Consider the following 10,742-nt stretch of genomic DNA (forward strand, 5'->3'; position numbering starts at 1 on the left):
CGGCGGCCGCGCGCGGGGCGGGCGCGCGGGCGCGGGGCGGGGGGCGCGCCCCCCCGCCCGCGCGGCCCCCCCCCCCCCGCCCGCGGCGGGGGCCCCCCCCCCCCCCCGGGCCGGGGCGGGTCAGGAGGCCGGTGCCTTGGTGCGCAGGATCTCGATGAACGCGCGCAGCCACGCCGGGTGGTCGGGCCAGGCGCGGGCCGAGACGACCACGCCGTCCACCACCGCCTCGCCGTCGACGAATTCGGCGCCCGCCGCCTTCACGTCCGGTGCCAGCGCCGGGTAGGCGGAGCTGCGGCGGCCGGACAGCACCCCGGCGGCGGCGGTGATCAGCGGGCCGTGGCAGATCTGTGCGACCGGCTTGTCGCCGGCGAAGAAGTGCTGGACGATCCGCTGCACGTCCGGGTCGTTGCGCAGGTACTCGGGGGCGCGGCCGCCGGGGATGACCAGCGCGACGTAGTCGGCCGGGTCGACGTCGGCGAAGGCGAGGTCGGCGGGCCAGGTGTAGCCGGGCTTCTCGGTGTAGGTGTCGTAGCCGTCGACGAAGTCGTGGACGACGAACTGGAGTCGCTTCCTGGTCGGAGCGGCGATGTCGACCTGGTAGCCCTCCTCGCGCAGCCGCTGGTACGGGTAGAACACCTCCAGCGACTCGGCGGCGTCCCCGGTGACGAGCAGGATCTTCGATGTCATCGCCGACATCCCTCCACATGGTCGAGCGTCCGACACGGCGTGGACCCCGACCGGTGGCCACCGGCCGCGGGCCCGGACCAACCTCCCGCACCGGCCGCGCCGTTGGCAACAGGGCGCACCGGGCGTACTGCGGCGCGTCACCGGGCGTACGCGCCCGCCGGGGGCCGTGCGCGCCCGGTCACCGCCCGGCTGCGGGCCGCGGCTGCCCGCGTCCTAGACTCCTGCTGCCCGCCACGACCGCACACCGGAGGAGCCCATGCCGGACCGCACCACCTACCTCGTCCTGCCCGGCTACCAGGACTCGGGCCCCGAGCACTGGCAGACCCGCTGGGAGGCCGCCGAACCGGACGCCTTCCGCCGGGTCCAGCAGGCGGACTGGGACCACCCCGACCAGAGCGACTGGATCGCCCGGGTGGACGCGGCGGTGGCCGGGGCCGCCGCCGACGGGCCGGTGGTGCTGGTCGCCCACAGCCTCGGCTGCGTCACGGTGGCCCGCTGGGTGTCCGCCGCGCCCGCCGGGCGGACCGCCGCGGTGCGCGGCGCGCTGCTGGTCGCCCCCGCGGACATCGACACCGCCGAAGTCCCGGAGCTGACCGGCTTCCGCCCGGTGGCCCTGGCGCCGTTCCCGTTCCCGGCCGTGGTCGTCGCCAGCACCGACGACCCGTGGGTCAGCCCCGAGCGGGCCCGGCTGTTCGCCGACGCGTGGGGCGCCCGGTACGTCGAGCCGGGCGCGTACGGGCACCTCAACTCGGGCTCCGGGCTGGGCGACTGGCCGGAGGGCCGCAAGCTGCTCGCAGAGCTGTGACACATCGGACGGGGGGACGATGAGGAACCGGATGCCGAAGGCCAGGCGCACCCTGGTCCGGCTGCTGCTGGCGGGCGGGGCGGCCGCCGTGCTGCTCTACACCGAGGGGCAGTGGGAGAGCCGCTCGGGCGGGCTGATGCTGGTCGCCGACCTGCTCAACCGGCCCGAGCTGCTGCTCGGCGCGGCGCTGGCCGCGCTGATCGCCGCCGCCTGGCTGGGCGACCGGCGCACCGCCGTACGGACGGCCACCCGGGCGGTCACGGTGACGGCCGGGGTGGTGTTCCTGCTCGGCGTGCTGGCCGCGCACAAGGTCGCGGCGGCCGAGACGCGCAGCCGGGAGACCGCCCCGGCCCGCCAGGAGCTGGCGCTGGTCGTGGTGCACCGCTCGTACGCCACCGCGCCGAAGGACAACGACGACTGGCAGGTGCTGCTGGAGGTCGGCGCGGGCTGGTCCGCGCGGCGCTGGTCACTGGCCCAGATCGGCCGGGCACCGGACGACGCCCGGCTGGTGGAGGCGAGTTGGACCGGCCGGGACCAGATCACCGTGGTCACCGACTCCTACCGGCGGGTCTTCAACCTGGACCAGGACACCGGCGAGCCGGTCGAGGCGCGGTAGCGTCCGCGCTACGGCAGCCCCACCGCGTGGGCGAGCAGGGCGAGCAGCGCCGCGTTGCCCGCCGCGCCCACGGCGGTGGCGGACAGGAAGCGGGCCGCACTGCCGTCCGGGAACGGGTTGACGACCATCGCTGGCAGGAAGCCGGGCATCGTCCAGACGACGGCGGTCCACTGCCGGACCGCATTGGCCGCGCTGGTGCCCGCGCGCAGTTCGCGGGCGGCGGCGAGCCCGATCACCAGGTACCCGGCCAGGTAGCCGATCGAGGGCCAGAACACGGCGGGGACGCCGAGGATGCTGTGCGGCATGGCACCCATCGTCCGCCGCCGGGCCGCGGCCCCGCCTGAGCACGGGTACTCAGGCGGGGCCGGGCGGTTCACTGGTCCTGGTTGTCGCCGGGGTCGGCCGGCGCGGCGGGGGCCAGCGGGGTGGACTGCCCGGACTGCCCGGACTGCGTGGACTGCCCGGACGGCGCGGAGCGGCCGACCGGACTGTTCGGGTTGAGCGGGCCGACCGGGTTGCCCGTGCTGCCCGGGGTACTCGCGTTGCCCGGAGTGCTCGCGTTGCCGGGGCTGCTCGGGCGCTGCTTGCCCGAGCCGCTCCCGCAGGAGCCGGTCGGCGAGCCGCTGGGGGTGGCGCAGTTCGGGTCGCGCTTGGGCGGGTCCGGGATGTAGACCGTCGGGAACTCCTTCTCCGGCATGTTCCGGACGGCGTCGCTCATCGCCTGCTCCCAGATCGGGCCCGGGCCGGTCGCGCCGAAGACCTCCTGCTGGTAGTGGCCGCCGATCCGGATGTTCTTCATCGGCACCTTGGTGCCCGGGCTGCCCAGCCAGACCGAGCCGGCCAGGTTGCCGGTGTAGCCGGTGAACCAGGCCGACTTCTTCTCGTCCGTCGTCCCGGTCTTGGCCGCGATCTGCCGGCGGTCGTCCAGCCTGAGGTCCTTGGCGGTGCCCTTCTCCGTCACGCCGAGCAGCACGCTGTTGATCACGTCGGCGGTGTCCGTGGACATCGCCTCGGTGCACTTGGCCGGGCTCACCGGGACGTCCTTGCCGTCCACCGTGGAGATCTTGTTGATCGCCAGCGGCGCGCAGTAGGTGCCGCGGGCGGCGAAGCTCGCGTACACGTTCGCCATCGTCAACGGGCTCACCTCCTGGGTGCCGAGGCCGAGGGCGGGCAGCTCCTGCAACGGGTCACCGCTGGCCTTGCCGGTGACGCCCAGCTTGTTGGCCATCTGCTTGACCGCGCAGAGGCCGATCTCCTGCTCCATCTGCACGAAGTAGGTGTTCACCGAGAGGGCCATCGCCTCCTTGAGCTCGTACGGGCCGACCTCGCGCGCGCTCTCGTTCGGGATGCTGCCCTCCTTCTTGCCCTTGCTCAGGTTCTTCCAGGTGCCGTCGCAGGTCCTCATCGTCGGCCAGTCCATGCGGTTGGGCGAGTCGTACCGCTGGGTGGGCGGCAGGCCGGCCTCCAGGGCGGCGGCGGCCACGATCGGCTTGAAGTTGGAGCCGGGCTGGAAGCCGATGCCGCCGCCCATCGCCGCGTCCACGTTGTAGTTGACGACGGTCTGATTCTTCTCCTTCGCCAGACCGTAGGGGCGGGTCTGCGCCATCGCCAGGATCTTGCCGGTACCGGGCACGACCATCGTCATCGCCGCCGAGACCGGGTCGGTGACGTACACCTGCTCGGAGACGGCGTTCTGGGCGGCGGCCTGCTTCTCCGGGTCCAGCGTGGTGTAGATGTTGAGGCCGCCGGTGTCCCACAGCTTCTTGCGCTCGGCGGCGCTCTTGCCGAACACCGGGTCCTGCTTGACCACGTGGCGCACGTAGTCGCAGAAGAAGCCCATGCCGGCCTGGGCGGTGATGCAACCGTTCTGCGGGTCCCGGTACTTCAGGCCCAGCGGGGCGGCCTTCGCCTCCTTGGCCTGGTCCGCGGTGATGTGCTTGTTCTCGACCATCTTGTCGATGACGGTGTCCCGGCGCTTCTGCGCGGCCACCGGGTGCAGCTTCGGGTCGTACTGGGACGGGTTCTGCACCAGCCCGGCGAGCATGGCCGCCTCGGGGAGGGCGAGGTCCTTCGCGTCCTTGCTGAAGTAGCGCTGGGCGGCCGCCTGTATGCCGTACGCCTGATGGCCGTAGAAGGTGATGTTCAGGTAGTTGGTGAGGATCTGATCCTTCGTCAGGTCCTCCTCCAGCTTGATGGCGTACCGGAGTTCCTGGATCTTGCGGCCGAGCGTCTTGCGCTGCGCCTCCAGGACGGCCACCGGGTCGTCGCCGGCCTTCTCCACGTTGACGTTCTTCACGTACTGCTGGGTCAGCGTCGACGCGCCCTGGACGGCGGCGCCGCTCTCCGCGTTCTTGGTGATCGCCCGCAGGATGCCCTTGAGGTCGACGGCGCCGTGCTCGTAGAAACGGGCGTCCTCGATGTCCACCTGCGCCTGGCGCATCAGCGGTGACATCTGTTCGGCGGGTATCACCGTGCGGTCCCGCTCGTAGACCTTGGCGATCAGGCCGCCCTTGGCGTCGAAGACCTGGGTGGCCTGCGTCAGCGCCGGCGCCTTGAAGTCATCGGGGATGCTCTCGAAGCCCTCGGCGCTGCTCTTGGCCCCGAGCCCGACGGCGCCCGCCGCGGGAAGGATGAGGCCGGCCAGCAGGACACCGCCGAGAGTGCAGCAGCCGAGGAACGTGACCGTGTGACCCAGGAATCCGATCGGGGTCTCACGGCGCCGCGGGCGCGGCACCCAGGTGTCGCCCGCGTCCGGGGCAGGTATGCGGCTCTTCGGTGACATAACTGGAACACTACGGCCGCGAATACCGTGCCAGGGCAGGGTGTTGGCGAAGCTTTGTCACAAATCCGCCACAGATTCGGCTCATTCCAGCCGGTCGGACGGGCGCCCGGGTTCGGGCAAGGACCGTTCGTCTACGGCCTGTTGCTCCCGCCCGGATGCGCACCCGCCCGCAGTGCCCCGGCTACCGGAGGGTCAGGACGCGCGGGCCGTCCTCGGTGATGGCGACGGTGTGCTCGATGTGCGCGGCGCGGCTGCCGTCCGTGGTGCGCAGCGTCCAGCCGTCCGGGTCGGTGTGGTAGTCGCCCCGGCCGCCCGCCGTCAGCATCGGCTCCAGCGCCAGCACCAGGCCGGGGCGCAGCGGGTAACCCCGGCCCGGGCGGCCCTCGTTGGGCACGTGCGGGTCCTCGTGCATGCTCCGCCCGATGCCGTGCCCGCCGAAGCCTTCGAGCAGGCCGTAGCGCCCGGCGCGGGCGACCTTGCCGATGGCGTGCGCGATGTCACCGATCCGGTTGCCGACCACGGCGGCGGCGATCCCGGCCTCCAGGGCGCGCCGGGTGGTGTCGATCAGTGCCGCGTCCTCGGGCCGGGCGGCGCCGACGGTGAAGCTGACGGCGGAGTCCCCGGCCCAGCCGTCCAGGAGGGCGCCGCAGTCGATGCTCACCAGGTCGCCGTCGCGCAGCCGGTAGCCGCCCGGGATGCCGTGCACGACGGCGTCGTTCACCGAGGCGCAGATGACGGCCGGGAACGGCACGGGCGCGAAGGACGGCCGGTAGCCGAGGAACGGCGAGGTGGCCCCGGCCGCCCGCAGCACGCCGTGCGCCACCTCGTCCAGCTCCAGCAGGCTGACGCCCACGGCCGCCGCGTCCTGCACGGCGGCCAGCGCGTCCGCCACCACTCGCCCGGCTTCGCGCATCGCGTCCAGGGCGGCGTCCGACTTGATTTCGACCATGGTGGGTCGTCTCCCCTCGATCCAATTCTTATACCGGTATTTGTATCACGGTCGAAGGTGGGGCGGCCGCGCGGCCGGACGGGAGCACCGGGGCGGGGCACGCGGCATGACCCCGGCAGGGAGGCCCTAGTATCGAAGGCATGGTGAGGACTCCACTGACCCCGTGGGAGCGCGAGCGCGGGGAGCGCTTCGGGGCGCTGCTGCGCGAGGCGCGCGGCGCACGCAGCATGGTCGAGGTGGCGGCGGTGGCCGGCGTCTCGGCGGAGACGCTGCGCAAGATCGAGACCGGACGGGCGCCGACGCCGTCGTTCTTCACCATCGCCGCGCTGGCGTTCGCACTGGATCTGTCGCTGGACGAGCTGGCGGCCGTGTGCGCGCTCCCGGAGGACGGCGAAGCCCTGTCGGCGTGACGCCTTAGCGCCTTGACGCCGACGGCTGAGCCCCGAGCGGCGCTCCCGGGCGATGGTCCCGGACGGCGGCGGCCCGCCGGGCGCGTGCTGCGCCGGGCGGGCCGTCGTAGGGCGGGCCGGTGGCCGTGAGTCGGGCCGGTGGCCGTGGGGCAGGGAGGTGGTCAGTTCACGGAGCTGTTGTAGCTGTCGATGGCGGGCTGGAGTTCCTTGGCCGCGTCGGCCAGGGCCTGCTGGGCGGTCTTGGAGCCGGCGATGGTCTGCTCGATGGCGGTCTCGACGCCCTTGCGGGCCTGCGGCATCACGCCGAGCAGGCAGCCGGCGGTGGCCGGGGAGGGCTTGGTGGCCTTGAGCTGCTCGATGGCCGTCTGGAACTGCGGGTACTTGGCGACCCACTCCTTGTCCTTGGGGTCGTCCAGGGACTTGCGGTTGACCGGGAAGTAGCCGGTGCCGGTGTGCCAGACGGCCTGCTGCTCGGGGGCGGTGACGAACTTCTCGAACTCCCAGGCGGCGCGCTTCTCGGCGTCGGAGTGGCCGGGGCCGCTGATCCACAGCGAGGCGCCGCCGATGACCGGGCCGCCCTGGTCGGCGGCGGCGACCTTGGGGAAGGCCGCGGTGCCGACGGCGAACTTGGCGGCCTCGGTGTAGCCGCGCAGCACGCCGGTGGACTCCAGGTGCATGGCGACGGTGCCGGCCTTGAACGCGGCCTGGGCGTCGTCGGTGTTGCGGCCGGTGTTGGCCGCGTAGCCGCCCTTGACGAGGTCGGCCCACCACTGGACGACCTGCGCGCCCTGGGCGGAGTCGAAGACGGCCTTGCCGGCCTTGTTGCTGCGGCCGTTGTCCTGGTCGCAGTACATGGTGCCGGACTCGGCGAGCAGCTGCTCGACGAACCAGCCGTAGATGGCGGCGCCGAAGCCGTAGCGGACGGTCTTGCCGTCGGCGTCCTTCTTCGTCAGCTTCTTCGCCAGCTCGCCGAGTTCGGCGAGGTCCTTGGGCGGCTGGGCCGGGTCGAGGCCGGCCTCCTTGAAGGCGTCGGCGTTGAGGTAGAGCAGCGGCATGGAGGAGTTGAACGGCATCGAGACGAGCTTGCCGCCGACGGAGTAGTAGTTGCGGATGTTCGGGTCGAGGTCGTCGAGGGCGAAGCCGTCCTTGTCGGCGAAGGCCTGGGCCGGGACGGTCTGCTTGGAGTCGATCATGAACCGGGTGCCGATGTCGTAGACCTGCACCAGGGCGGGGGTGCCCTTCTGCTGCACCGCGGCCTTGTACTTGGCGACCAGGTCGTCGTACTTGCCCTGGAACTGCGCCTTGACCTCGATCTTGCCCTGGTGGGCGGCGTTGAACTGGCTGACCAGCCCGGTGAGGACCTCGGCGTTCTTCCCCGTCATCGAGTGCCAGAACTCGACGCCGGTGACGCCCGAGGCCTGGTCGAGCGCCTGGGCGCCGGGGGCGGCGTCGGAGGAGCCGCCGGAGCCGGAGGTGGAGTCGCCGGAGCTACAGGCGGTCAGGGACAGGCCGGCCACCAGCAGGGCCGCGAGCGCGCGGGCACTCTTCTTCACGGGAGGGTTCTCTCTCTGTCGGGAGGGACGTGCTCGAAGGAACGGGAGGAAGCGGCGGAGCGGGTCAGCGGACGGCGCCCGCGGTGAGACCGCGGACGATGAAGCGCTGGCCGAAGACCACCAGGGCGAGCGTGGGCAGCAGGGAGAGCACGACGCCGGCGAGGATCAGGCCCGGGTCGGACATCTCGGAGTCGCGCAGCGAGGTGAGGCCGATCTGCAGGGTCTGCATGTTCGCCGTGCGGGTGATGATCAGCGGCCAGAAGTACTGGTTCCAGGCGGACAGGAAGACGTAGATCGACAGCGCCGCCAGGGCCGGCTTGTTGAGCGGGACGACGATCCGCCACAGGAACCGCCAGTGGCCCGCGCCGTCGATCCGCGCGGCGTCGCGCAGTTCGCCGGGCAGCTGCCGGAAGGCCTGCCGCAGCATGAAGGTGCCGAAGCCGGAGGCGAGGAAGGGCAGCACCAGGCCGAAGTAGGTGTTCCCGAGCCCCCAGCCGGACAGCGTCAGGTAGTTGGGGATGATGATGGCCTCCCACGGGACCATCAGCGTCGCCAGGAACACCCCGAACACCACGGCCCGCGCCTTGAGCGGCAGGAACACGAAGGCGTACGCGGCGAGGACCGAGGTGAACAGCTGGGCGAGCGTGATGACGGTCGCCACGATCGCCGAGTTGGCGTACTGCCTCGCCAGCGGGACGGTGTCGACGGCGCCGGAGAAGTTCCGCCCGGTCACCGAGTGGGGCACCAGCGCCGGCGGGTAGGAGGAGAGTTCGGACGGGCTCATGAAGGCGCCGGCGATCGCGTAGTACACCGGGAAGGCCACGGTGACGACGGCGACGGCGAGCAGCAGGTAGACGGCGGCGCGGCCGAGCAGGTCGCGCGGCGAGCGGCCGGCCAGGACGCGGGGGCGCGGGCGCGGCGCGGCGGCCCCGTCCTGGGCCCCGGGCCCGGCCTCGGTGGCGGTCACGGTCATGCGTAGTGCACCTTCCGCTCCAGGACGCCGAACTGGACGGCCGTGCAGGCGAGGACGACCACGAGCAGCACCACGGCCTGGGCACTCGCGGTGCCGAAGTCGCTGGAGCCGTAGGCGAAGGCCTTCTCGTAGACGGAGTAGACGAGGGTCCGGGTGGCGCCGTCGGGGCCGCCCTTGGTGAGGATGTGGATCTGGCCGAAACTCTGCAGCGAGTGGACGGTGGAGACCACGGTCAGGAAGAACAGGTTCGGGCCGAGCATCGGCACGGTGATCGAACGGGCCAGCCGCAGCCCCGAGGCGCCGTCGATCCGCGCGGCCTCCAGGATCTCGCCGGGGATCGAGCCGATGCCGGCGGACAGCACCAGGACGTTGTAGCCGAGGCTCATCCACACCGTGGTGACGGCCACCGAGACCAGCGCGTACCGGGAGTCGGTCAGCCAGCCGATCGGGCCCAGCCCGACGTGCGAGAGCAGGCCGTTGAGCACCCCGCTGGCGGGGTTGAAGAACACCGCGAAGACCACGGACGCGCTGGCCACCGAGAAGGCGAAGGGCAGCGCGAACGCGGAGCGCAGCAGCCGCACGCCCCGGATCCGGTTCTCCAGGAGCAGCACCAGCACCAGCGCGCCCAGCACGCCGGGCACCACGGTGAGCAGCGTGAACAGGGCGGTGGTGACGAGCGTGCGCCGGAAGTCCGCCGAGGTCAGCAGCTCGGTGTAGTGCTTCAGCCCGACGTAGCGGGAGGGCGCGCCGAACAGGTCGTTGGCGTGTCCGCTCAGGTAGACGGTCCGTCCCAGCGGGTAGCCGATGAAGAGGACGAAGACCACCAGGGAGGGCAGCAGGAAGGCCCAGGCGAGGCCGTGCTCACCCCAGCGGCTTCGGCGGCCCGGGTGGGGCTTGGTGTGCGGTGCGGTCGGCATGGGTTTGCGCGTCCCGCCTTTCGTTGCGTCGGTTCCGGCCGAAACCGTGTCCTGCCCACACGACGGGTTGGAAACCCCACGGTGAGCAACGGGTGTCGGTGGGATTACGCGTTCGCGTCAGATTCGGCCGGTCGTGGGCGGACGGGCGTTGGGACGCGTCCCCGGCCGGTCGCGGGCGGGCGAGGTGTGCGGCGCGCCCCCGCCCGTTCCGGTACGCCCTCCGGTGGCCCCGGACTGTCGGTGGGGCGGGACTGTCGGTGGGGCGTCGTACGGTTCCCGGATGGACGACACCGAATTCGACATCCGGGCCGCGATGGCCGAATCCCTGCGGGGCCGCACGGGCACCCGGGCGCTGGTCGAGGGCTTCGCCGCCTACTGGGGCGAGCCGCTGCGGCCCGACGACGGCTTCACCGACGCCGAACTCGACGCCGCCGAAGGGCGCCTGGGCCTGCGGCTGCCGGCCGCGCTGCGCGAGGCGTACCGGCTGTTCGGCCGCCGGGAGGACCTCACCGGCAACCACAACCGACTGCTGCCGCCGGAGGAACTGTTCGTCCTGGAGGGCGCTTTGGTCTACCAGGAGGAGAACCAGGCGTGCGTGCACTGGGGCGTCCTGCTGGCCGACCTCGACCAGGACGATCCGCCGACGGTGGGCCGGCTCGACCTCGCGGACAAGTCGGCGGAGTGCTGGGAGCCCTGGGAGGAGCGCTTCTCGACGGCCGCGGCGGTGATGGTGATGGTGGAGAAGCTTTTGCAGGACGACGAGTTGAGCGTGTTCGCCGAGTCCGGGGCGGAGGTGCCGGAGGGGCTGGCGGAGCTGCCCCGGCTCGGCCGCGGCTGCCGCTGGTTCACCGGGCCGGACGTGCTGGTCGTCGAGCTCAGCGAGGACTTCGTGGTGGCCCGGGCCCGGACCGAGGAGGCCCGGGACGCACTGGCCGAGCAGTGACCTGACGGGGGGGGGGGGGGGGCCCCGACAGCACCCCCCCTGGTATCCGAGCCGTCTGGAGCGTGGTCGGCCGGCGCGCCCGCCCCCCCCGCGGCCGCGCGCGCGCG

General features: G+C 72.5%; 11 protein-coding genes. 4 read left to right on the forward strand and 7 right to left on the reverse strand.

Annotated features, from left to right (window positions below):
• Window positions 1-120: 120 nt before the first annotated feature.
• Window positions 121-687: a DJ-1/PfpI family protein gene (locus tag ACFV61_RS27685; protein ID WP_063346079.1), complete on the reverse strand. Its 567-nt coding sequence runs from the start codon at window positions 685-687 to the stop codon at window positions 121-123.
• Between the two features lie 256 nt (window positions 688-943).
• Here ACFV61_RS27685 and ACFV61_RS27690 point away from each other — a divergent pair, with 256 nt between their 5' ends.
• Both ACFV61_RS27690 and ACFV61_RS27695 read left to right on the forward strand, forming a co-directional pair.
• On the forward strand, window positions 944-1,492 hold the full coding sequence (locus ACFV61_RS27690) for an RBBP9/YdeN family alpha/beta hydrolase (protein WP_380427952.1): 549 nt from the start codon (window positions 944-946) through the stop codon (window positions 1,490-1,492).
• 31 nt (window positions 1,493-1,523) lie between these two features.
• A complete protein-coding gene (locus tag ACFV61_RS27695; RefSeq protein WP_063346081.1) occupies window positions 1,524-2,108 on the forward strand; it encodes a hypothetical protein in 585 nt (194 codons plus the stop codon).
• A gap of 8 nt (window positions 2,109-2,116) precedes the next feature.
• Here ACFV61_RS27695 and ACFV61_RS27700 read toward each other — a convergent pair whose 3' ends face one another.
• The 3 genes from ACFV61_RS27700 to map form a co-directional block, all read right to left on the reverse strand.
• Window positions 2,117-2,413, reverse strand: a complete 297-nt coding sequence (locus ACFV61_RS27700; protein WP_380494491.1) for a hypothetical protein — start codon at window positions 2,411-2,413, stop codon at window positions 2,117-2,119.
• Window positions 2,414-2,481: 68 nt separating this feature from the next.
• Window positions 2,482-4,890, reverse strand: coding sequence for a transglycosylase domain-containing protein (locus ACFV61_RS27705; RefSeq protein WP_380494493.1), 2,409 nt, complete (start codon window positions 4,888-4,890; stop codon window positions 2,482-2,484).
• 181 nt (window positions 4,891-5,071) lie between these two features.
• Window positions 5,072-5,839 (reverse strand): type I methionyl aminopeptidase, encoded by a 768-nt coding sequence (gene map, locus ACFV61_RS27710; RefSeq protein WP_380344523.1) that lies wholly within the window; start codon window positions 5,837-5,839, stop codon window positions 5,072-5,074.
• 140 nt (window positions 5,840-5,979) lie between these two features.
• On the opposite strand from map, the gene ACFV61_RS27715 reads away from it, so the two are divergent.
• On the forward strand, window positions 5,980-6,249 hold the full coding sequence (locus tag ACFV61_RS27715; protein WP_063346085.1) for a helix-turn-helix domain-containing protein: 270 nt from the start codon (window positions 5,980-5,982) through the stop codon (window positions 6,247-6,249).
• Window positions 6,250-6,410: 161 nt separating this feature from the next.
• On the opposite strand, the gene ACFV61_RS27720 is transcribed toward ACFV61_RS27715, so the two are convergent.
• The 3 genes from ACFV61_RS27720 to ACFV61_RS27730 all read right to left on the reverse strand — a co-directional run bounded on the left by ACFV61_RS27720 (window position 6,411) and on the right by ACFV61_RS27730 (window position 9,692).
• A complete protein-coding gene (locus ACFV61_RS27720; RefSeq protein ID WP_380494495.1) occupies window positions 6,411-7,802 on the reverse strand; it encodes an ABC transporter substrate-binding protein in 1,392 nt (463 codons plus the stop codon).
• Window positions 7,803-7,866: 64 nt separating this feature from the next.
• A complete protein-coding gene (locus tag ACFV61_RS27725; protein WP_079135349.1) occupies window positions 7,867-8,775 on the reverse strand; it encodes a carbohydrate ABC transporter permease in 909 nt (302 codons plus the stop codon).
• Window positions 8,772-9,692, reverse strand: a complete 921-nt coding sequence (locus ACFV61_RS27730; RefSeq protein WP_063346087.1) for a carbohydrate ABC transporter permease — start codon at window positions 9,690-9,692, stop codon at window positions 8,772-8,774. Before ACFV61_RS27730 ends, ACFV61_RS27725 begins: the two co-directional genes overlap by 4 nt.
• A gap of 280 nt (window positions 9,693-9,972) precedes the next feature.
• Between ACFV61_RS27730 and ACFV61_RS27735 the strand changes: the two genes are divergently transcribed.
• Complete coding sequence (locus tag ACFV61_RS27735) at window positions 9,973-10,635, forward strand: SMI1/KNR4 family protein (RefSeq protein ID WP_380494497.1); 663 nt, start codon at window positions 9,973-9,975, stop codon at window positions 10,633-10,635.
• Window positions 10,636-10,742: the final 107 nt, after the last annotated feature.

This window comes from Kitasatospora sp. NPDC059817, from assembly GCF_042731835.1.
GTDB lineage: Bacteria > Actinomycetota > Actinomycetes > Streptomycetales > Streptomycetaceae > Kitasatospora.